Here is a 21,511-nt window from a genome sequence, read left to right as displayed (position 1 = left end):
TCTGTGCATCCGCCCATTCGCAATACTACTCAGCGTCTTCGACAGCCTTTGACAGCATGATCATCGAGATGCCGGTGGACAGGAAGTTGATCCCCATGATCAAACCAAGCACAAAGAGGGAGGTGCCTGGCAGTTTGCTGACGATCAGAAGACCAGCAGCAATACTGATGATTGCGGATACCAGCATCCAGCCCCAGCCTCTGGTAGGGCGAAGTTCAAACGCAGCGAAGATCTGGTAAGCACCTTCGAAAATGAAGACGATCCCAACAGTCAACGTGAGGATCAGGACGCCTTCCAAAGGGTTGGCTAGTAGAAAAACGCCTGCAACGACGGTAATCAAACCCATCAAAAGAGCACCAAAGAATGGTCCCGTCCCTTTGATGGAAAAAGAATGCCAAACGCCGAGCGCTCCGGAGAATAGGAACAGAAATCCAACCATATAGTTCGCGGTAATCGTCGCCGCGAACGGGAAAAAAATGGCGATTGCACCTACAACAGCCATCATGATCCCAACCCACATTAGGTTGGATTTGCCTTCCTTGATCGCTTGCTTAAAGTCGGTTGCAAGTTCTGTAGCTGTCTCTGCCATGTTGGCCCCCATTTTCTAATCTGCGAAACCCCGGACGGCATGAATTCGCGCCCGGGCAAGTTTCACATTGGCTGTTCTGAAATTCCCGTTAGGAAGGGTTACGTCATCTACGCAGCCGATCGTGTCTCCTCGGTCTCATTGCCCGCTTCACTTGCCAAGCCTTCAAGTCAGGGCATCTTTCGCAATTTCGCCTGCTTTTTTCAGTTTTGCGGATCGTTCCTCGTAATCGGCCTTGATTTCGGCTTTGCGTTTCTCGATTTTTTCTTTCGCGTCGTCTGCGGCCTTGTGGATCTGCGCGTCGAGTTTGTCTGTGCGTTCCTTGAAATCGTCAGACAATTCATGGAGGCGCTTGTCGACCTTCTCATTTGCGGCCTTCATTCGTGCCTTCACGTCGTCAATGCTCTTCTTGATCGCAGCCTTGTTTTCTTCATGCGCTTGTTTCAGCTCTTCGTTGAGTTGTGCAAGGTCCCGGTCGAAAGCTTCCATGTCACGGACGAACATGTCGTCGACTACGTCGATGCGAGATTGGCGGAACACTTGGCCGCCCGCAGCTTTCATCTTCACATCAGTTGGCGCAGTCCAATATTCTTCAACGGATGCAATCAGAGCGAATTTCCCGGGCTCGAGAGCTGCGCTGAATTCGTCCAGGATGTCCAGGTCGACTCCAGACTTGTAGAGATCACCAATCATGCCGAGCGTGCCGCCAGTCAGGGAGCCAAGTGCAAGGCCGCCTGTTGCAGCGGAAGCGGCAGCCGCAGATCCTGCAACAGCAGCGCCGCTCGCAACGGCTGCTGGTCCGGCCAGAACGCCGATCATGGCACCGACAAGCATTCCAAGCGCGGTGTTTATCGGTCCTTCGTCGGCTTCTTTTTTTAACGAGATCTGGCCGTTGGCATCTTTCTCGATTATTCCGGCGGAATAAACGGTTATATCCCCGTTCCAATGAAGATCTCTCAGAGCTTCACCGCCTTTGAATGCTTCTTCTTCCGTATCGAAAACAACTGTGACAATCTTTTCCATTCCAAATTCCCCCAGTTAAGTCCTGCTCAGCCGTCTGGCAGGATGTAGTTGAAGAACGTGTAAAAGCGGATGGCGACACGCCGGATCATCGAAGTCTGTTGAATGCCTTTCGAGGAATAGATTGCTGCGGCTCCTGACGCTCCAGGCGGCAGGCTTTGCGCCAAGTCGGCATTGTCTAGCTTGAACTGAACAAAGAAACGAGCATGAGGTGTCCCTTGTTCCGTGAATGTTGGAACAGGTGAATTTGCTGCCAAAATCCCGGAGCCGCTGGCCTCCGTTATCCGGCTAACCGTCCCGGAAAAAATTCTGCCTGGATAGCGATCCAGGGCGATTTCTGCTGGATCGCCAACTTGGGCCAATTGCAGGGATTGCTGCTTGAAAGCAGCGCCCACGTAAACATTGTCGGTATCGATGAATGTCAGCGCCGGGCGGAATTGCGTCGCGACAAAACCAGGTTGAAGCAGCATCGCTGTCACATAGCCATTGCTCGGCGCGTAGACGACCGTTTCCGCGAGATCCAGCTCTGCACTGTCGACCTGCGCTTCAAGGCTGTTGACTTCAGCTTCCCGCCTTTGAACATCGACCAAGGGCCCCGAATTGCGTTCCGCAAGGATTGTTGCCTGGTTTAGGCGGATTTTTGCGAGTTCCAGCTCTGCGTTGAGACGGTCAAGCTTATACTGGTAGGCTCTGGGGTCGAGTTTGAACAGCACATCACCTTTGTTGATCGGTGTGTTTCGTTCAACATTGACCTCGATGACCCGTCCGGCAACGCGCGGAACCATCTGCACCGTGGTCCGGTAGACCAGAAGCTGGTTCGATTGCGGCTGGTTGTAGGTGACCACGTACCAGAACATGAAGATGCCGATACATCCGGCAATGGTGACAATGATCTGGTTGCGGCCGGACGCCTTGACCACCTTGAAGACGTTGAAAAGAAGATGCAGCAAGACAAGGTAAGCTGCGATCATGGCCATAATCATGAGGCATCTCCCTGTTTTGCTTTCTGTCCCGTTTGGGCTTCCAGGTGGTGTTCAAGCTCCGCGAGCCGTCCCTTCAAATTGGTGATTTCAGCCTTGAGTTCCTGAGCCCCCATGGTCTCGGCATTGGCCGGTTCCAGTTTCGGCGTAACAGTGATGCCCACAGGCCGCGTATAGGCCCAAACCAGAGCCACCACCCAGCCAACACCGCCAGCTGCCAGTCCAATCCATGCACAGACGTTGATAGCATCCGCTTGAGGGTGGCCGCGCTCCCGGGCGATCTTGCCGGGCGCGTCGCCAAAGAAGAAAATCAGGAACACGATGAGCAAAAGGATCACGCCCATGATCCCGAATGTGAAGTAGTCCCAATTCATTGATGCCCTCAATCCGGTTCGGTTCCCTGAGGCTTCAGGGTGAGTACAGCGCCCTTCAGCTTCGCGGGCAAAACGAGAAGAAAAAGCTCGCTTTCGTCTTGCCCGCGCTTCCTAAATCAGGCGTTTAGCTACCCAGCTTGACCTCGACCCTCTCCAGCTTGCCGGGGAAGTCGAACGGGACATGGTAGTCCTCGCTGACCGGTTCGCCTGCGTCTGAGCCGATGTCGAAAGTTTCGTCGAGCGAAATGCGATACCCCATTGTGCGCTCAACGCGGCCTTCGCCAACGAGTTCGTCGTTGACAAACAGTTTGCCATTGCCGCCTTTGCCGGCACCGCCGCCGTCATATTCAAACTCGTACCGGATGGTGTGCTTGCCCGGCGGCAGGGTGTCACCTTCGATGTTGTACCGCTCGAGGTTGGCGACATTGTAGGTGTAGACGGGTTTGCCGCCCAGCACGTAAAGCGCCCAACCGCCGAAGCGGCCACCTTGCGTCACCAGCATCCCGTCTGTTTCGCCGCTACCAATTTCCACATGCGCAGTGATAGTGTGCGACTTGTTCTTGAAGTCCGGCGCGGTGCCTTCCGGGATACGGGTCATGTTGTCGTAATAGGTGAACTCCGACCGGCCTTCTGTCAGGCTTGGCCGGAGGGACACGTCCAGCCGCGTAACCTTGTCGTTGTCGATCGGCAGGACGTTGTATTTCGCTGCTTCGCCATAAAACAACAGTTGAAGTTCTTTCAGCTTCTCAGGGTTCTCAGCCGCGAGATTCCTGGATTGCGAGAAGTCCTCTTCAACATTGTAGAGTTCCCACGCCCAGTCATTGATCACGTCACTTTTCTGGGTCACGCTGATCCATGGTGCCTCGGGTGGCGTTGTTGTTGCGACCCAACCATCGCTGTAGATGGCACGGTTGCCCATCATCTCAAAATACTGGGTGCGGCGGGTAGAGTCAGCGTCTGCATTGTCGAAGGCATACATCATGCTGGTGCCCTCGATAGGAGATTGCGCGACACCGTTGATCGAGGTTGGCGCTGGCAGGCCGACCGCCTCTAAGATCGTGGGCATGATGTCAATCACGTGGTGGAACTGGTCACGCACCTCGCCCTTCGCCTTTATGCCCGCAGGCCAGCGGATGATCATGCCGTTGCGCGTTCCACCGAAGTGGCTGGCAACCTGTTTGGTCCACTGGAACGGAGTATTCATAGCGTGAGCCCAGGCGGACGGAAAGTGACCAAACGTGTTCGGCCCGCCGAGCTCGTCCATCCGGGCATAGGTTTCTTCGAATGGCACCGCAATGTTGTTGAAGAAGGTCATCTCGTTGAGCAGACCGTCCGGGCTGCCTTCAGCCGAGGCACCGTTGTCGCCCATCAGGTAGATGACCAGCGTGTTGTCCAACTCGCCGGTTTCTTCGATCGCGTCGATAATCCGGTTGATCTGGTGGTCCATATGGGCAAGGGCTGCCGCATAAACCTCCATCATCCGGGCATAGAGTTCTTTCTGCTGATCATTGAGCGAATCCCAGGCGCGCAATTGGGCAGGGCGCGGCGTCAACGCGGTACCCTCTGGAATGATGCCCTTTTCCAGCATGTTGGCGTGGATCTGTTCGCGCATCGCGTCCCAGCCCATATCGAACTGGCCCTTGAACCTGTCGATCCATTCCTGCGGCGCATGGTGCGGCGCGTGGCTGGTGCCGGGGGCGTAGTAGACGAAGAAGGGTTTTTCCGGCGCCAGCGCATGCTGTTCGCGGATATAATTGATGGCACGATCGGCCATGTCCTCATCGAGGTGGTAGTCCTCGGTGTTGGGTGGTTCAATCGGCTTGGTGCCGTCAAAGATGGCAGGTGTGAATTGGCTGGTGTCGCCGCCGATGAAGCCGAAGAATTGTTCGAACCCAAGGCCTGTCGGCCAGAGGTCAAACGGACCAGCCTGACTTGATTGCCAATCCGGCACATTGTGGTTCTTGCCATACCAGGCCGTGTTGTAACCGTTGCCCTTCAGGATCTCCGCAATCGTGCCGTTTTCTTTCGGCATCAGGGAGTTGTAGCCTGGAAAACCTGTGCCGATTTCCATGATGACACCGGTGGAATTGGAATGGTGGTTGCGCCCCGAAATCAACGCGGCACGCGTTGGTGAACAGAGCGCGGTGGTGTGCATTTGGGTGAATTTGAGGCCGTCCTCGGCCAACCGGTCATAGGCTTCCGTCGGAACCGGGCCGCCAAAGGCTGTCGGCGCGCCGAAGCCCACATCATCGGGCATGATCAGAAGTATGTTCGGCGCGCCTTCAGGCGCGGTCACCTGGCGTGGGAAGTCCAGCGCAGATTCGGCAGTCCGAAGGCCGATGTGGCCCTTGAATTCCGTCATCGGGATCGGAAGGACGGACCTGTCCCACTGGTCTTCGGCCATGTCTTGCGCCATTGAGGGCACTGCGGCCGATGCGAAGAGTAATGTGAATGCGAAAGTCGCTGTCCGTTTCATCTTTTCCACCATTGAATTCTGTTCATGTCTCGGCAAGGCTGTCTTGAAACCGCCTCGGTTGCGTAGAATCGCTACTGGATTTTGTTGACCTCCGGTGGCGTCCATCTTTCATTGTTGATCGCGGCCTCGGGCCAATAGGCGCGCAGGTAGATCGAGAACTCTTCGGCGGGAGCCGGGATCCAGTTGCTCTCGAGGTCTGCTCCTGGCGACGTGTTGCCCACATAAAGGGTCAGCGAGCCATCTTCCCCATATTGCAGCGTGGTGTTCTTGGTGCCCAGCGAGTACCGACCCAGATCATTGGGATAGAAGAAGTGGTGCTTGTTGTAGAGCGTCAGTGACCAGAACCCTCTGACCGGCGGCAGCTCGCCAGCCTTGAACGTCACGGCGTAGGTGTTGTTGCCGTCCAGTTGGGTGCTGTCGATGTCGTGGTCCGTGTAGAAATACTGGGTCTCGACAGGGCGGTTCTCGAACTTGTTGGACCGAGAGCTGGCGATCCGATTGTAATAGTCGACACCCCATTGGGCATTATTCTGGTTGCGGTGCCAGTTGTTGCCAACATCCTTGCCGTTGCGTTCCCAACGAAGGAAATCCGGCACCATGTCGGTATTCAGTTCGTCGATCGCGGATTGAACCGCGGCTCTGACGGTGTCGTCCCGTTCGACAACATCAAGCAAGGCCTCAAACTGGCTGTAATTAGCCTCTTCGCCCGGAAACGGCGGTACCATCTCCAGTACATCGCCAAGCTGCGCGAGGAAGTTCTCCGGCGGCACCCAGTTGTTCTCGCCACCCGTTGTGGCTTCACCGAAGGATGGGGCCTCGGACCAATCCGTGGTCATCATCTCTCCGGTAAACTCGGCAAGCGGATACATCATCACCTGGTCAACAAGCGGCTGCACGGCAACCCGGTCTTCATCCGTGTCGTCCATGAAGATGCGCGGCACGACAAGTGCCAACTCTGTGTCGCTCTGGATCACGTCGGTGATGCCCTCGGGCCTGACGCCGTCCCAGTTTGGTCCGACGAGCATGTAGTGACCCGGTTCCGTATTGTATTGCCGACCGAGCTGCCCTAGCTGGTCGGTGCGCTGGTCGTAGATTGCGACAACCCAAAAACGATCGCCGAAATCCGGCACTTGAATGACGACCGACGTCTCGTTCAACGTCGTGAACCCCAACCCGTATACGACATCCTGGTTCGGGCAGGCGATCCAGTTCTGGCCCGGATCGATGTAGTCGCTCAGCATGCCGATGCGGTTCTTCGGGGCCGCTGGCAACACACCATAGGCCCGGCCGGGCTCGGGCACAGCTGTTAAGGTGGCACGACGATTGATCATGTTGACCATCGGGTACGCCCACACATAGGCCATGCGCGCGATGGAGGCCGCATACTCAGGGTTCATATTCACGTCGCCGGATGCGCCCGCCGTCCAGTCGGACAGAAGCGTCTTGGTAAAAGCGGGACTCCCCGCCAGGAAGGCGAGGCTCGACACCGAAAAGGTCAAAAGGTGGCGTCTGTTCATCTTCATCGATTGCTCCATCTGTTGGATTGATCGTCCGGCAGGATTAGGAGAATGTTCGGCGCGCCATCCGGTGCTGTCACCTGGCGCGGAAAGTCCAGTTCAGATTCGGCAGTCCGAAGGCCGATGCGGCCCTTGAATTCCGTCATGGGGATCGGCAGGACGGACCTGTCCCACTGGTCTTCGGCCATGTCTTGCGCCATTGAGGGCACTGCGGCCGATGCGAAAAGTAATGTGAATGCGAGAGTCGCTGTCCGTTTCATTGATCCCAGCACTGATATCTGTTCAAGTCTGGCCAAGGCGGTCTGGAACCGCCTTGGCGAACTCATCCTACTGCCGGTTCGGCGGCATGATTGTTTCCAGCTGTTGCAACCGGCGCAGCGCGTCCTGCTTTTCAAAGAGGCTGTAATTGATGCCCGCAGCCGACAGCGTGGAGCCCTTTTGGAACGGGTATTCAGGGATGCTGGCGATAAATTCCTTGATGCGGGCCTGAACGGGCACAAAGGTGAACATGTTCGGCACGTACCATTCCAGGTACATCTTGGATTCAAGGCCGGCCTTTTCGTAGGGATCTGCGCGCAAGTTCACCAGACGCGGCCAGGACGGCTCGAAGCGAATGGCCGTGGTGATATCCCCTTGCAAAACCGCGAAATGCGCTTTCCAGTCGTTGACCCGAACCGCGTTCAAGTTGCCCGGCTGGTCAAAATAGAAAATCGTGTCGCGCGGACCTTTTTCAGCTTCACCCTTGAAATAGGGAAGGAAATTGTGGCCATCGAGATGAACCCGCCACTCCTTGCCGTTCATGGTGTGACCCATCTTGAGTTTTTCGCCGAGCTCCGGCTCGCCAACAGCGGCTGCCAGGGTCGGCATCCAGTCTTCATGGCTAATGATGTCGTTGTATTTGGTGCCCGGTTCGATAACGCCCGGCCATTTCACCAGCAGCGGAACGCGGAAGCCACCTTCCCAGGTCGTACCCTTTTCACCGTGGAAGGGGGTCGTCCCGCCGTCTGGCCAAGTCACTGTCTCCGCACCGTTGTCGGTGGAGTAGACCACGATGGTGTTGTCGGCGATCCCGAGCTCGTCAAGCTTGTCGAGAAGCGTACCGATCTGATCATCATGTTCGGCCATACCGTCGGGATAAAGACCAATCCCCGTGCGGCCCACCGCTTCGGGCTTCAGGTGGGTCCAAACGTGCATCCGGGTAGAATTGTGCCAGACAAAGAACGGTTTGCCCTGTTCATGGGCGCGCTCGATGAACTCCAGGGACGCAGCCATGAATTCCTCATCGGCCGTTTCCATGCGCTTTTTGGTCATGGGTCCGGTATCTTCGATCTGGCCATCGGCAGTCGTCTTCAAGACACCACGCGGACCAAACCGTTCCCGGAATGCCGGGTCCTTCGGATAGTAGTAACCTTCCGGCTCCTCCTCGGCATTCAAGTGATAAAGGTTGCCGAAAAACTGATCGAAGCCATGGTTTGTTGGCAGGTGGTGATCCCGGTCACCAAAGTGGTTCTTGCCATGCTGGGCGGTCATGTATCCATGATCCTTCAGCATGTCGGCAATGGTTGGTGTCCAATCGGGAATGCCGTGCTCTGAACCCGGCATGCCGATGGTCAGCATTCCGGTTCGGAAAGGGTGCTGCCCCATGGCAAAAGCAGCGCGGCCCGCCGTACAGCTTTGCTGCGCATAGGCATCAGTGAACATCGCGCCTTCTTGTGCCAGCCGGTCGATATTCGGCGTTTGATAGCCCATGATGCCGTGGTTGTAGGCGCTTACATTGTGCACACCGATATCATCGCCCCAGATTACCAGTATGTTCGGTTTGTCAGTCTGAGCTGAAACCGACGCCGACAGCAGCGAGAACGCGCCGGCGAGAATAAGCTTCTTCAATCGCATCGTGTTTCCTCCATTATGGACTTCAGGGAAGCCTTGGATTTTCGAGGCAAACGGCGGCTTCCGCCGCCGCCCCTATGAAAGTTCTAATGTCAGTTCAGTTTCGCCAAATCATCTGGCCGCCAGTGCGAGAACGAATGCAATATTTTTAGTTTTTGCATTCAATCCCTCCGATGTTGCCTAAGTCCGCTCTGGTGTAGCGATCCACTCCAACTCCCTGATGGAACTTAGGCTTGCGTTTGCCTCAATTTTCTTGAGCTTAATCAAAGCATCCCGTGGATGGTGTGCCTATGCTCATTCGACATCCCAAAAGTGCATCAGCGTGCTATTGGAAGGTCTAGGCTTAGCGTTGATGCACATGGCGATCAGTAGAGGGGGCAATCGGCATGACGAAAGAATTGGTGCAGACAGTCTCATTCGAGACGCATGATTTCGAAGATTTAGAGGAAGCATCTGCCGGTTGGGACCAGCAATATTACAAAATGACACCTGGTGAATTTTCAGGAAAAATCGATTTTGCCCAGGCAGGAAGCTGCCAAATAATCCGTGAGACCTGGAACCAGAAAATGAAGTATTGTGGGTCTGGTCCCAAAAATACAGTCGGCTTGGCATTGCCCTTGAAACAGAGAGGCACGGGAAGCTGGGTAGGAAGCCCAGCCTGCCTTGACACAGTAATCGTGCAGGTACCTGACAAACAGGGGGAATATGTCGGGACAGATTTTTGGGATACGCTTATTCTGGCAATACCGGAAAACGAACTAGAGTCTTACGCAAGCTTGATTGGGAACTATGATGGCCTGTTTGAGGGCGGGCACAAGGCATTGAAGCTAAACCCGCAGTCAGCTGCGCGTCTTCGCCGGGCAGGCTTGGAGTTTTTTCATCTTCTCAAAACCTCCTTGCCAGGTCGTGAGCAGCAAATTGTGGCGGCGTCCAAACATCTGACACAGATGTTCCTTTTTGAACTTGCACAGTCTCATCACATACGCGACGACGACGTCAGAACCTGTAATGCCCGCAAGCTCGTGAAGAAAGCAACTGAGTTGGTTGCGGGCGAAACAAACAGAACCATCGAGTTATTGGAAATATGTGCGGAATTGGGTGTGAGCCTCCGAACCCTGCATTACGCTTTTCAAGAAGTGACCGGGATGTCACCGGCCACCTGGTTGCGCCGGGAGCGTCTCAATCGGGTGCACAAGATGCTCAAGCGAGCGGCACCCACGGATATTCTGGTCAAACAAGTTGCATTGGACAATGGCTTCATTCATGCAGGGCATTTCAGCAAGCAATATGTGAAACACTTTGGCTGTCTGCCCTCAGAAACCCTTAACATTTCCGCCGCGCCTTAGGACGTGGACTTATAAAGTGCGGTGTGAGGGTGCAAGATCGCACACAAGCCGCTGAAAAACGTGGCTTTTCCTTCCGGTCAGAAACGCATTTTTTTGCGGAAATGAGCCCCAAAGTCATGACCCGCGATCGCTGTCCTGGATTGCTTTTAGTTCCGCCTGTAGTTCTCTGATGCGATCGTCTTCAGGCCGTGATGTTGCTGGCGCGGCCCCGTCGCCGGTGTCCTGTTCTCGGCGTTTGGAGAGATCACCGTCAGCCGACATCAAAACCGCAATTGGACGGAGGAGAGGGATATCCCTACAAAGGATTACGACCGACGCCGCAATCGGAACGCTGAGAAAAGCACCTTCCAGGCCCCAGATCGTGCCCCAGAACGTTAGCGAAACAATGACGATGAACGGGCTTAGGTTCAGCGTATCTCCCATGAATTTCGGCTCAATGATGTTGCCGATGGTGAACTGGATCCCACCGCAAAAACAAACGACAAGTATAAACGGCGTGATGGTATCGAATTGCACCAGGGTCACAAGCGCAGGAATTATCACCCCGATAATTGAGCCGATGCTCGGGATGAAGTTCAGCAGGAAAATCATCAAAGAGATGATCTCCGCAAAATCGACTTCCAGATATTTCAGCACGAGGTAACAAAGGCCGCCGGTCAAAACACTAACAACGGTTTTGATCCACATGTACCGTCGTATGCCGTAGCCGACGGATTTAAGAACACGCCGAACGTCTTCAGACATTTCGGGATCCGGAAACAGGTGTTCGAGTTTTTTAAGCACCATTCCCCGCTCGGAAAGGAGAAAGGCGCAATACATCATCACCAGACCAAAACTTCCAAAAAGGCCGCCAACGGATTCAGCGAGCAACGCGGCGTGTCCAGTGAAATCCATATTGGACAGCGTAGTCTTGATTTGATCGATCTGCTTGTCACCCAGAAACGCCGTCAAGTCGGAGAGCAGCTGGTCGAAACGCGCTGAATATTTGGGAAGTGCGCCGGAGACCACATCCACTTGGTTGGAAAACACCTGAGTGGCGGCATAGACCAGCAAAAAGAAAGCTGTGATGGACACCAGCATCGCAGCCCAGGTTGGCAGTCCGCGGTGTTCAAGTTTTGAAATTCCAGCGGAAATCAAACTGGTCAAAAGGCAAGCAATCACAATTGGCACGAGAAAGTCACGTCCGGCAACCAGCAGTCCCAGCATTCCGCAGATCCCAAGGATTATCAGGGCTGTCGTTCTGATCTGGATGCCGGGGTCGCCACTCGCCTTGGCGTTCAGCTTTTCGTTCATTGGGGGCGTTTTATTGTTGTGTTGGACAAATAGGTGTTCAGATTTTGCTCGGCTATTGTTTGATCATGGGCAAAGGACAAGACGATAATACCGCCGCTCCCCTGAACAATGCTTTGACCCTCCAGAAAAACGACATTGCCGTCTTCATTGAGCGTCGCCTTGTGGCGGAAGCCGGAATAGTCTTCGGAGATAACCGGTATGGCGGGCTCTGCCTGGTAGGTGCCTTTCCTGGCTTTTGCGACATACCGATCAAGTTTTGCGATTGTGTCTGATTTGACAGCGCCGCTCCGGATCAGCTTCTCGGATAATCCGGCAATTGGCAGATCGTCGACAAGAACAAGCTCAGTAGATTGGCATTGCGGCGGATTGCAAAGATACTGTGTCCTGCCATCCTTGACCGATGTTTGCCAACCTTCGGGTGGAAACGTACTCTCCAAGGCACCCTCCTGGAGGCCGGTCTGGCATCCGCCCAGCAGCAACAGCAGTCCAACAAACCGTAAAAACCCCAAGACTACGCCTCCCCTTGCTTTGCCCCCAATGTTGACCTGCTCACAGACGATCTTTCAAGTGCCGCATTGAACTCTGCTCCATAAATCAGGATAGCACCCATGATGTATAGAAAGATCTGGGCGGTCATGACACTCGCCAAACCGGCGTAAGTCGCGCTGTAGTTGGCAAACATTTGAAGATATGCGGAAAACAGGCTGGCAGCACAGCTCCAAAGGACGAGCGTCAACACGATACCCGGCCAGATTTTCTTCAACCTCTGTTTTCTCGCCGGTAGCCAGTAGTGGCAACTGAAGACAACAAAGATTAGGATTGCCATTGCACCGATGAACCCGAGGCTTTCGCTGGCAAAAAGGTTGCTGTGGAGCGTGGGGGATGCCTTGGCCACAAATGCAAAATAGAGCGGGATGAACACAAGCAGGGCAGAGACGAAAAACAAAAGACCTGATCCGCAAAGGACAAACAAGAGACTCTGGATGCGCTGTTTCCAAAAGGGACGGCGATCTTCAATCCCATATGCTCGGTTGAGCGCAACACGCACCGCTTCAATTCCGTTGGAGGCAAAGACAAGAGCCAGAAAAATGCCGAGAGCAGCAAATCCTGTGTGGCCCTGGCCCAAAACAACATGGACCTCACGTATGATTGGCTCGGCAATCTCATCTGGCCAGTATTCAAACACCAGATTGACGATGTCATCAGACCGCTCGGCCTTTCCAAAAAAACCGGCAAGCGATGTGGCGAAGATCAAAAATGGAAACACAGCCATCATGAGGGAGAGGGCAATGTGGCTGCTGATGGCCCAGCCGTCGCTGGTATTGAACTGATAAATAGCTGCTTTCGCGCACTGCCAAAGACGCTGCACCCTAGACCCTCCCATGCCCAACTTAGTTTGAGGTAAGGAAGAAACCATTGCAATTGATTGCTTCATAGGCATTCAATGGAGGTTGCCGGAAGAGAATTTGCGGGGGCGATTTGGATCAACTGTTCAAGTATTTGGCCGATCTTTCCAACCAATTTGGCGGTTGGCTGGCAGCGGTTGATAGCGATAGCCTCGTCATTAACAGCCTGGTTTTGTTATTGGTGATCGTTCTGCGGAAAGCCCTGTCCGGTTTCGCGGTACGCGTTTTCGATTTCATTGCGGATAAAATCCAGATTTCGCTTGGTGACGCGGTAAAAGAAGCCATAGAGCCTGCCGTGCGAGCTCTCATTATCGCTTTAGCATCATACGGTGTCCTAGAGGCGCTGAACCTGCCGAGTATACTGGATCAAACGCTCGAGAAGCTGGTGATATCAGTAGCCGTTGCTGCAATTTTCGCCGCAGCATTTGCACTCATAGATGTATCGGTTGCCTGGATTGTTCCCGCCAAGGATCGCATACACGGCCTTCAGATGGCCTGGCTGAAAAAGCTATTGAAAGCGGCGACCTTGATCATTGCTCTGTCAGCAATTCTGAAAGTCTGGGATATCGATCTCGGACCAGTCCTGACCGGCATGGGTGTTCTTGGGGCAGGCGTTGCATTGGCTGCGCAGGATCTTTTCCGCAACCTGATCGCCGGCATGGCAAGTATGGGAGAGAAACGTTTCGATATTGGTGACTGGGTGCGGGTCGAGGGGGTCGTCGAAGGGATCGTGGAAAAAATGGAACTGCGTTCAACGGTCATACGCCAATTTGATCGGGCTGCCGTTCATGTTCCGAATGCGGACCTGGCAAATTCAACGCTCATCAATTACACGCGTCGCCCTTACCGGCGGATTTTTTGGGAAATCAAGCTCGTTTACAGCACCAGCTCAGAACAACTTCAGAAAATCAGAACTGAAATTGAGCAATATATCGATGAGTCCGATGACTTCGCTCAGCCTAATCAGGCGGCCCGGTACGTCCGCATCGATGCGTTTGATGAAAGCTCAATCAACATCATGGTCTGGTGCTTTACCAGAACCATCGATTATGCCGCTTACCTTGAAGCAAAAGAGCGCCTTCTGCTTGAGATCAAGCGCATTGTGGAGGCGTCCGGGACGGCCTTTGCTTTTCCAACGCGGGCACTTGTTGGACCTGGAGGCCATTCTTTCCCGATTGAAACCGAGACAAACTAAAGAAGTGGTGAGAACAGGCGGGCGATGGGGGCACCAGTTCGAATTTTCCAGGGCTGTTCAGATAACGGTTTTTCAAGCCGGTACGCACGCGTCAGATCATCCTGCAACATGTCGTGAACGCAAAGCGCTGTTTTCTTGTCGAACATGAGCACCATGGTCTCGAAATTCAGACGAAAAGATCGATTGTCCATATTCGTGGTGCCGATTGCGGAGAGCTCATCGTCCACCAAAAATACCTTCTGGTGCATGAAACCTTCTTTATAGCGCCAGATTTCACAGCCCGCTTCGATAACTTCATCAAAATAGGCAAACGCAGCGAGCCACGGGATTTGATGATCGGCAAAATCCGGCACCAGGATCTTGACTTCCACGCCCCGCAATGCGGCCTGTTTGAGGGTGGCGAGAATGACCGTATCCGGCACGAAATAGGGAGAGGCAATCCAAACTCTTTCCTTTGCAGCGACGATAGCCGACTGGAACATCATGGATCCGGTGTCGAGCTTGTCGCCTGGGCCGGTTGCTACAAGTAGTGCGGCCATATCTTCAGGCGTATGCTCCGTGTCCCAGTTCAAATTGTCGACCAGATTTTCGCCGGTAATCCAGTTCCAGTCTTCGGCGAAAACAAGTTGGAGCTGTGACACAATAGGGCCTGAGAACTTTGCATGCGTATCACGCCAAGGTCCAAATTTCGGGTCGAGGCCCTTGTATTCGTTTCCGACATTTAGTCCGCCCGTAAAACCGGTCTTGCCGTCGATCACAACGGTCTTTCGGTGATTTCGAAAGTTAAGCTGGAACCGGGTTTTAGGGCCGCGTACGGTTTTCGGATCGATGATCTGGACACCAGCAGTCTTGAGCTCGGCAATGAAACCCGAGGGCAGTTTGACGCTGCCCACTCCGTCAATCATCATCCGGACAGTTACGCCGCGTTTGGTGGCCGCGATCAAGTGATCCTTAAGCGTCCGGCCCAGATCATCGTCTTTGACAATGTAGTATTGGATCAAGACGTACTGCGTTGCTTGGTCAATGGCTTGAAACAAAGCCGAAAAAGTTGCGTCGCCGTCAATGAGAAGATCGACACTGTTGCCCCGAACAATTGGCAATTCGGCAATCTTCTCAAAAACCTTGAATTTTCGATCAACCTGATTTGGCCCAGGGGCATTGCGCGCTCCCCAGGTGTCAATCTCCTGTCGGATGTTTTGGCTGTCCCGGCGCGCTGTTATATATCCGGCGTATTTGTGATGGCCGAGAAACAGATAAATGGGAACGGCAAAATAGGGTGCGGAAATCAGGAATACGACCCAACCTACAGACCCTTGTGGTGTCCGTGCAGATTTTATTGCTTTCCAAGAGAAAAGCAAAGCAAAGACTTCTAGAAGGACAAAAATAACTGCAAAAATCGATATCCACATGCGTACGTATCCTTTCAGAATAGGTCTATCTACTTTGCAGCTTTCAAAGGGCTAACACATAAGCTCCCAACAATCATAGGAGTTGCTCGGTATGACGCTCCAAATCTCGATTGACCTGGAAATCGGATTTAGAGAACTATTTCAATCGCATAGGTGCTCGCACTTTTTCCTCACCAGTGCGCCAAATTTTTCAAACACTTAGACGACCTCAGTCCAATGTGGATTTCCGGAAAGTAACCACATAGTAACCACGACCAATTTCTCATCTTTCAGAATCAAAGTCGTTTCTCATTCATAGCTAAAGACATAAAACACCACATCTGAGGCTCGACAAGTTGACTCTAGACAAGGATCACTCACGGCGGTCCGCTTCTGTGCAACCGAGCGGATCAGGCGTTTTTGCCACATCTGAGGGTACAGATGTCAGATTTGGGGCCGAAATTGGCCCTGCCCGGATCAGCCGGAATGTCGCTAATACGGACAGTACGCTCAAACCTTCGGATCGCATGTTCGATAATTAAACAGAGGCTAGCCCAAGTCCTTTTGGGCGATAATATGGTCAGCAGCCCCAATTCAAAATCCAGTTTTCCAAAGTTTTTTTTCGCGCTTTTTCCGTGAAATCGTTAACAGCCGCAATTTTCGACGTAAGGATTCACTCAAGGATTCAAAATTCTCACGACAATTTCTCGCGAATCCTTGCGCGTTTTCATGCGGTGGCCGTCCCAGGCATTGCCATCCCTCACTTTAGGCAAATTGGCATAAAAAACTGAATCCTTGCGGCGGGATTACCGCGCTCGCGGCGAGGAAGGATTCATGTTCACATTAGGCGAAAAAGCACGCAAGGATTCAACCTTTATATAATTGTAAAATATCAGCTTTCTCTTTTTACCCCTCATGCCCCAAGCTGCCAATTTATGGTATCGGGCGGTGCCCTAATGAGCTTAACTCCTGGATTAAGCAGCCACGCAACCGGCTGCTAACGAACCCGGGAGATTGAAGATGACAGCGGTAAGTAACCCAGTTGAAATTGATGCATTGGACAGCGATGCCAGGGCACGCGTTGAGGCAATCGGAAAAGACATTCTCGGCCTCGGAAAAAAAGACACTGAGGCAACATTCAAGCTCGGCGCCCTGCTCGAAGAAGCGTCGGAACTGATCGGTGACGAAAAAATCTGCGATGGCTGGCTGGTTTCCCAATTTGGGATCACAACTCGCCACGGCCGAACCCTGAGAGCCGTGCACCGCAATCTTACCCCTTACAAGGCCAGATGCGTCGAGCTCGGAGTAACACCAACGAACCTATATAAGATTGCACATGCCGAGGCTGAAAGCATCCAAACGGTATTGCACCTGTATGAGAGCGGCAAAAGACCTCTTGGCCGGGACGTTGATGCCATCGTCAAACGAAAAACTGATGCGGAAGCAATTGACTTGCCGATTGAAGATCGGCCCGGGCTCAATGGTCTTGCCAAATATGGCGCTCAGGAACAACGGGTACGCATCGCGCGTTTGAAGGAGCTGTTGCTTCACCTCTTGGTACACATCGTTGAAGCATATGAACCAAAGCTGCGTGGCAAGGCAGTCGTCAAAAGCCATCTTCGGGAAAAAATCCGGCTACAATCAGAGGAAGCACGCCAGCTTCTTAGGAGTATGATTGGTTTTTTTCGCCGCTCCGACCATTGGGCCGCCGCGATTGGACATCTTCATCTTGAAAACCCAGAAAAAGACGGCGGTTGGGCAAAACTGATCCATACGCTCGACTATCTCCAGTACATAGAGAATGTTTCGTCGAAGGAATTGCCAGACTTCCTCAATGATACTGCGATCCCCCAGCTGAAATGGGCTCTTGGCGTTGAAGACAAGTTCATCGCGGACCTGTTCAAAAGGGCCGCTGAGAACAATGCTCCGGACGCCGCCAAAAGGTCCGGCAAGAAAGCCCCGGTGAAATCCAAGCCTGAAAAAACTGAGGTGCCGGCTGAAGGGGAAACTTCGTTGCCGGTTCAGCAGACGGAGAAGCCGAAGTTCAAGCGACCGGATTTCCTGAAGAAAGCCGCAGAGAAGGCTGCCTGATCCTCGCTGCCAACCGGGCAGCCACTCAAGTCCCGTGAACCGTCATCAATGCCTAAAAGACAAATGATGACGGCACACCGGAAATAATTTCCGCCCGACCAATTCAAATGAAACAGAGGTCCCATCATGACTTCACGCCCGTCTTATAAACAGCGCCTTGCCAAAAAGGCCGAACGACAACGCGAATACCGAAAACACATGAAAGACAAGCGACGTCCATCTAGGGACGATATCGCGGTAGCGTATTTTCATTGGCTTGTTAAATGGACCACCCGCAAGGGCGGTTGGAAAACCTTCTACGGATCACTTGAAAAGGAGACTGACCACTTGGTGGAACGCGGCTTCGATCGGAACCAAACCGAAGACGCAATCGAAACGCTCGTCGACAAGATAAAGAGTGGCTGGGAGTTCCAGCGTAAGCCTGACTTCGAGAACACTGCCAATGAGTAACGCCGTTCCCCAGTCATGGACCTCGTCCCCCCGTTACTTCCTGGAACGGCGTGGCTGGATGAATCGCAAAATTGAGCGAACAGTTTCCCTCTTCCACCCACTGAGATTCGGATCACAAAACACCCTGTACGCCTTGGAGAAACATTGTGACTGAAGACAGTGAAAAGAAACTCTTCCAACTTGTCATCGATGAGTTCGACCTAGAACTTCCCGGTATCGATGAACTGCATGAGGACGCTCCGTTCCCGTTGCACAACGCTCTGTTCTTACCTGAACTCGGGGGGAGCTCCTGGGAGAAGAGTTCTCTGGTAACAATCAACGAGCTTCGTGCCGCCGTTCGCAGACAAGAGCTCCAGGTGGAGACCTTTGGAAAGAACTTCCGCACCACCCGTCGCTACATTGCTGAATGGAGAGAAAAGTGCCGCGTCCATCCAAACCAGCCCGCCTCTGGCTCCGGCCAGTCCGCAAAACCAAAGGCGGGAACTCGGTCAAACAACCCGTCTTCCTCATCCTCGACGCTGGAAGACAAATCAGCACTGGATGTGGCCCGGATGATCGCGCAGGAGCTGAAGAAGCGCTAGGCCGATACATCACCGAAAAGACCCGCCAGGAAACAACCAGAAGCACGCGTCGCAAGACCGCAGAAGAGCTTTCAGTTGCAGAAGTGCTGGCGAGGTACATGGAAGTGAAAGGTACACAAGTAGCCAGACCGAATGAGCTTGGCCAGCGGATGCAAAGACTGCTCGAGTTTTGGGGGAACAAGACCTGTGACCACATCTCATCAGTCACTTGCAATGACTACGTTCAGTTCCGCTCGGGGAAACGTTGGGCATCTGCAACTCGAACGGATAATCCAAACCCGCGTGTAACTACGACGGCCGGTGCGCGGCGAGAACTAGAAGACCTGCGCGCTGCTGTCAGGACTGCAATGGACGACGGAATTCTATCAGAGCCCGTCCGGATTTTCCTCCCACCGGAAAACCCAGGCCGTGAGGAGTGGCTGACTGAAGAAGAGGTTGAGCTGCTATGCCAGATCGCACGGAACACCAGGGAAGTTCAAACGATCCACAAGGGTGCGCGAAAGGGCCAGAAGGTCGAAACCCGCAAGAAGCCCCTGGCCCATGTTGAGCGCTTCATTCGTGTCGCGGTCATGACCGGTACGCGAAGCGGTGCAATCTGTCAGGCATCATTTGAACGTAAAACTGACCGACCGTGGATCGACTTGGAGAAGGGTCTTTTCTATCGAAAGGCACCACGCCAGACGGAACACACAAACAAGAAGTATCCAACAATTCCCCTTGCTCCAGCGCTTGTCGAAGAAATGAAAGAATGGAGAGACGCAGGGGCAAAACATGTCGTCGAGTTCAATGGCAAGCCGGTGAATTGCCGCAAATCGTTTGAACGCCTAGTGCGCCTGGCGAAACTCGAAAAGCATGTAGTGCGCCACACGTTGCGTCATACCGCGGCGACATGGATGATGCAGGAAGGCGTCGATTTCGCCGAAGCTGCGGGTTATCTCGGCATGTCAATCGAAACGCTTCAATATCGGTACGCTCATCACCATCCAGACTACCAAAAGACCGCTGCCAACAAATTGGCGGAACGGGCGAACAGAACACGCACAGATGCAAAACGGGCCAACGATTGGCCAATGAAACAACGCGAACAAACGTGAACGAACGCCAACCAACACAAACATAAACTATTGTTTTTTATGTACTTTAAGTTGAATTCACCTCGTTCGGGACGAGGGGGTCGGAGGTTCGAATCCTCTCACTCCGACCATTTTTTCCTCACTCTTGATGCAGATTTTGAAGCACTTTTCGCGTTCGCGCGAGAACTGCCGTATTTCCTGCATTCCTGGGCCAAGGGTCGGGGCAACGTTTCGGCTGGTTTCTTTCGGCCTTGCTTTTCCACGATTTGCGGATGTCAGCAGACAGGTGCCGCCCCGCTCGGACAAAAGGCAGCGTATCAATCACCAGAGCCCACGCAGTGCGCTTTGCGGCATTCATGAAATCACAGCGTCGTTTGCAGTCTAGCGGCCATTCTTTCAGCGTCCTATTTACGCCCTGCTATCTGTCATTCAACAATCTGCAAGCGTATTCCGAAAGCTGACGCTTCTTCCAGACGCAGCCAATTCGCCGGATGGACGGGAAGAGGGCATTCGTCACATACGGCTCAGTTTCGACATGTTTGACATGACCTATTCACAAGCGGTCGAAGTTCCGGTTGAATTGCCAGGCCGTATCCTCGTTATCCGGCCGCCGGAACAGCGGCTGACTGGAGCCTTCATGCGCCTGCTTGCCTTTGCCCTTGCCGTTGTTCTTCTTTGTGCGCCTGCGTTGGCCGGCATCAAGGAAAAGGTCGCCGGCGTTGCACCGTCGGGTGTCGTGCTGGTGCTGGATGGTGTGGGCAATGAACTGGTGGCGCAAAACGCGGGGAAGTCCTTCGTCCCTGCGTCCGTCGCCAAGATCGTCACCGCATGGCTGGCTATGGAGGTTCTGGGGAGTGACCACCGGTTCCAGACCCGGTTTTACCTGGACAGCGACCGGGTGCTTTATGTGCGCGGCGGCGGTGATCCCTTCCTTGTATCCGAGGAGCTGGCGCTGCTTGCGCCCGACCTTGTCGCCGCAACCGGCAAGGAGCCGTTCGCAGGCATGGTTCTTGACGCAAGTTATTACCCACAAGAGCTGCGCATCCCCGGCATCGAGGACACCGGCCGGGCGTATGATGCCCTCAACTCGGCTCTCGCGGTCAACTTCAACACGATCCATGCCGTCAAAAAGGGAAAATCCGTCCGCTCCGCGGAAAAGCAAACCCCGATCACGCCCCTTGCGGTGAGCCAATTCCGCAAACGCGGGCCAAACGGACGCGGCCGCATCAGCCTTGCCCAGGAAGACCCTTCCGTCGGCGTGCGCTACGCCGGCGAGCTTCTCGCCGTCTTTATCGAAAAAGCCGGCGGCAGCGTTGAAGGCGAGATATCGGTCGGATCCATCCCGGAGGGACTCGAGCCCATCCACGTGCACCGCCAGTCCCGCGGCCTGCCGGAGATCTTGACCCAGATGCTGCTGGGGTCGAACAACTATGTCGCCAACCAAATCTTCCTGGAGGTTGGCGCACACCGTCTCGGCGGACCGGTCAGCCTTGAAAAGTCGCAAAAAGTCGCGGAGGTGATCCTTGCCGAGCATGGCATCACCGAGGGCATCGACCTCAAGGAGGGCTCGGGCATCAGCACCGAAAACCGCTTCTCTACCCAGGGCCTTGCCGGGGTGCTGGCAGAATTTGCACCACATGCCGAGTTGCTCCCCAGGACCAAGGCCGGTTCGCGCTACAAAACAGGCACGATCCCCGGTGTCAAAGCCCTGGCAGGATACGTGAACACCACCAAACACGGCCTGGTGCCCTTCGTGATCTCGCTCGGCGGAAAAACGGGAAAGACCCGGTTCCGCCTGCTCAGGGCCCTTGAGCTCGGTCTATAGGGAGCGGCACCTCGCCCAAT

Annotated in this window: 19 protein-coding genes; 7 read left to right on the top strand and 12 right to left on the bottom strand. The window is 54.0% G+C overall.

Going from position 1 to position 21,511, the window contains the following annotated elements; translation table 11 throughout:
• Positions 1-25 precede the first annotated feature (25 nt).
• The 8 genes from ACO07N_RS17060 to ACO07N_RS17025 all read right to left on the bottom strand — a co-directional run bounded on the left by ACO07N_RS17060 (position 26) and on the right by ACO07N_RS17025 (position 8,846).
• A complete protein-coding gene (locus ACO07N_RS17060; RefSeq protein WP_421982169.1) occupies positions 26-589 on the bottom strand; it encodes an HdeD family acid-resistance protein in 564 nt (187 codons plus the stop codon).
• Positions 590-751: 162 nt separating this feature from the next.
• Positions 752-1,609, bottom strand: a complete 858-nt coding sequence (locus ACO07N_RS17055) for a hypothetical protein (protein ID WP_421982168.1) — start codon at positions 1,607-1,609, stop codon at positions 752-754.
• A gap of 26 nt (positions 1,610-1,635) precedes the next feature.
• Positions 1,636-2,589, bottom strand: coding sequence for an HlyD family secretion protein (locus ACO07N_RS17050; protein WP_421982167.1), 954 nt, complete (start codon positions 2,587-2,589; stop codon positions 1,636-1,638).
• Positions 2,586-2,960, bottom strand: a complete 375-nt coding sequence (locus ACO07N_RS17045) for a DUF3302 domain-containing protein (protein ID WP_421982166.1) — start codon at positions 2,958-2,960, stop codon at positions 2,586-2,588. The genes ACO07N_RS17050 and ACO07N_RS17045 overlap by 4 nt, the downstream gene beginning before the upstream one ends.
• 124 nt (positions 2,961-3,084) lie before the next feature.
• Positions 3,085-5,376: an arylsulfatase gene (locus ACO07N_RS17040; RefSeq protein WP_421982165.1), complete on the bottom strand. Its 2,292-nt coding sequence runs from the start codon at positions 5,374-5,376 to the stop codon at positions 3,085-3,087.
• A 131-nt stretch (positions 5,377-5,507) separates the two neighbouring features.
• On the bottom strand, positions 5,508-6,959 hold the full coding sequence (locus tag ACO07N_RS17035; RefSeq protein ID WP_421982164.1) for a DUF1254 domain-containing protein: 1,452 nt from the start codon (positions 6,957-6,959) through the stop codon (positions 5,508-5,510).
• Positions 6,956-7,153, bottom strand: coding sequence for a hypothetical protein (locus tag ACO07N_RS17030; RefSeq protein WP_421982163.1), 198 nt, complete (start codon positions 7,151-7,153; stop codon positions 6,956-6,958). The genes ACO07N_RS17035 and ACO07N_RS17030 overlap by 4 nt, the downstream gene beginning before the upstream one ends.
• Before the next feature lie 127 nt (positions 7,154-7,280).
• Positions 7,281-8,846 (bottom strand): arylsulfatase, encoded by a 1,566-nt coding sequence (locus ACO07N_RS17025; protein WP_421982162.1) that lies wholly within the window; start codon positions 8,844-8,846, stop codon positions 7,281-7,283.
• 383 nt (positions 8,847-9,229) lie between these two features.
• Between ACO07N_RS17025 and ACO07N_RS17020 the strand changes: the two genes are divergently transcribed.
• Positions 9,230-10,189, top strand: coding sequence for a helix-turn-helix domain-containing protein (locus ACO07N_RS17020; RefSeq protein ID WP_421982161.1), 960 nt, complete (start codon positions 9,230-9,232; stop codon positions 10,187-10,189).
• A gap of 114 nt (positions 10,190-10,303) precedes the next feature.
• On the opposite strand, the gene ACO07N_RS17015 is transcribed toward ACO07N_RS17020, so the two are convergent.
• The 3 genes from ACO07N_RS17015 to ACO07N_RS17005 all read right to left on the bottom strand — a co-directional run bounded on the left by ACO07N_RS17015 (position 10,304) and on the right by ACO07N_RS17005 (position 12,851).
• The gene (locus tag ACO07N_RS17015) at positions 10,304-11,482 is read right to left on the bottom strand and encodes an AI-2E family transporter (RefSeq protein WP_421982160.1); all 1,179 of its coding nucleotides are present in this window, start codon (positions 11,480-11,482) and stop codon (positions 10,304-10,306) included.
• A complete protein-coding gene (locus ACO07N_RS17010; protein WP_421982159.1) occupies positions 11,479-11,919 on the bottom strand; it encodes a hypothetical protein in 441 nt (146 codons plus the stop codon). Before ACO07N_RS17010 ends, ACO07N_RS17015 begins: the two co-directional genes overlap by 4 nt.
• A gap of 74 nt (positions 11,920-11,993) precedes the next feature.
• On the bottom strand, positions 11,994-12,851 hold the full coding sequence (locus ACO07N_RS17005; RefSeq protein WP_421982158.1) for a YihY/virulence factor BrkB family protein: 858 nt from the start codon (positions 12,849-12,851) through the stop codon (positions 11,994-11,996).
• A gap of 110 nt (positions 12,852-12,961) precedes the next feature.
• On the opposite strand from ACO07N_RS17005, the gene ACO07N_RS17000 reads away from it, so the two are divergent.
• Entirely contained in the window at positions 12,962-14,083 is a 1,122-nt protein-coding gene (locus ACO07N_RS17000) for a mechanosensitive ion channel family protein (RefSeq protein WP_421982157.1), read from the top strand.
• On the opposite strand, the gene cls is transcribed toward ACO07N_RS17000, so the two are convergent.
• Positions 14,080-15,492, bottom strand: coding sequence for a cardiolipin synthase (cls, locus tag ACO07N_RS16995; protein ID WP_421982156.1), 1,413 nt, complete (start codon positions 15,490-15,492; stop codon positions 14,080-14,082). The genes ACO07N_RS17000 and cls overlap by 4 nt on opposite strands.
• Before the next feature lie 999 nt (positions 15,493-16,491).
• Here cls and ACO07N_RS16990 point away from each other — a divergent pair.
• From ACO07N_RS16990 to ACO07N_RS16970, 5 genes are all read left to right on the top strand, one after another.
• Entirely contained in the window at positions 16,492-17,562 is a 1,071-nt protein-coding gene (locus tag ACO07N_RS16990; protein ID WP_421982155.1) for a hypothetical protein, read from the top strand.
• 126 nt (positions 17,563-17,688) lie between these two features.
• A complete protein-coding gene (locus ACO07N_RS16985; RefSeq protein ID WP_421982154.1) occupies positions 17,689-18,012 on the top strand; it encodes a hypothetical protein in 324 nt (107 codons plus the stop codon).
• Between the two features lie 146 nt (positions 18,013-18,158).
• Positions 18,159-18,593: a hypothetical protein gene (locus tag ACO07N_RS16980; protein WP_421982153.1), complete on the top strand. Its 435-nt coding sequence runs from the start codon at positions 18,159-18,161 to the stop codon at positions 18,591-18,593.
• A gap of 98 nt (positions 18,594-18,691) precedes the next feature.
• On the top strand, positions 18,692-19,687 hold the full coding sequence (locus ACO07N_RS16975) for a tyrosine-type recombinase/integrase (protein ID WP_421982152.1): 996 nt from the start codon (positions 18,692-18,694) through the stop codon (positions 19,685-19,687).
• A 523-nt stretch (positions 19,688-20,210) separates the two neighbouring features.
• Positions 20,211-21,491, top strand: a complete 1,281-nt coding sequence (locus ACO07N_RS16970) for a D-alanyl-D-alanine carboxypeptidase/D-alanyl-D-alanine-endopeptidase (protein ID WP_421982151.1) — start codon at positions 20,211-20,213, stop codon at positions 21,489-21,491.
• Positions 21,492-21,511 lie beyond the last annotated feature (20 nt).

Source organism: Roseibium sp., assembly GCF_965229775.1.
Classification (GTDB): domain Bacteria; phylum Pseudomonadota; class Alphaproteobacteria; order Rhizobiales; family Stappiaceae; genus Roseibium.
Note: the sequence above shows the minus strand (reverse complement) of the source record. Positions and strands in the feature narration are given on the sequence as shown.

Bases quoted from the DNA above. Each gene is read 5' to 3' on its own strand.
- ACO07N_RS17060 (WP_421982169.1), bottom strand. From the start codon at position 589: ATGGCAGAGACAGCTACAGAACTTGCAACCGACTTTAAGCAAGCGATC.
- ACO07N_RS17055 (WP_421982168.1), bottom strand. From the start codon at position 1,609: ATGGAAAAGATTGTCACAGTTGTTTTCGATACGGAAGAAGAAGCATTC.
- ACO07N_RS17050 (WP_421982167.1), bottom strand. From the start codon at position 2,589: ATGATTATGGCCATGATCGCAGCTTACCTTGTCTTGCTGCATCTTCTT.
- ACO07N_RS17045 (WP_421982166.1), bottom strand. From the start codon at position 2,960: ATGAATTGGGACTACTTCACATTCGGGATCATGGGCGTGATCCTTTTG.
- ACO07N_RS17040 (WP_421982165.1), bottom strand. From the start codon at position 5,376: ATGGCGCAAGACATGGCCGAAGACCAGTGGGACAGGTCCGTCCTTCCG.
- ACO07N_RS17035 (WP_421982164.1), bottom strand. From the start codon at position 6,959: ATGAAGATGAACAGACGCCACCTTTTGACCTTTTCGGTGTCGAGCCTC.
- ACO07N_RS17030 (WP_421982163.1), bottom strand. From the start codon at position 7,153: ATGGCGCAAGACATGGCCGAAGACCAGTGGGACAGGTCCGTCCTGCCG.
- ACO07N_RS17025 (WP_421982162.1), bottom strand. From the start codon at position 8,846: ATGCGATTGAAGAAGCTTATTCTCGCCGGCGCGTTCTCGCTGCTGTCG.
- ACO07N_RS17020 (WP_421982161.1), top strand. From the start codon at position 9,230: ATGACGAAAGAATTGGTGCAGACAGTCTCATTCGAGACGCATGATTTC.
- ACO07N_RS17015 (WP_421982160.1), bottom strand. From the start codon at position 11,482: ATGAACGAAAAGCTGAACGCCAAGGCGAGTGGCGACCCCGGCATCCAG.
- cls (WP_421982156.1), bottom strand. From the start codon at position 15,492: ATGTGGATATCGATTTTTGCAGTTATTTTTGTCCTTCTAGAAGTCTTT.
- ACO07N_RS16990 (WP_421982155.1), top strand. From the start codon at position 16,492: ATGACAGCGGTAAGTAACCCAGTTGAAATTGATGCATTGGACAGCGAT.
- ACO07N_RS16985 (WP_421982154.1), top strand. From the start codon at position 17,689: ATGACTTCACGCCCGTCTTATAAACAGCGCCTTGCCAAAAAGGCCGAA.
- ACO07N_RS16975 (WP_421982152.1), top strand. From the start codon at position 18,692: ATGGAAGTGAAAGGTACACAAGTAGCCAGACCGAATGAGCTTGGCCAG.
- ACO07N_RS16970 (WP_421982151.1), top strand. From the start codon at position 20,211: ATGACCTATTCACAAGCGGTCGAAGTTCCGGTTGAATTGCCAGGCCGT.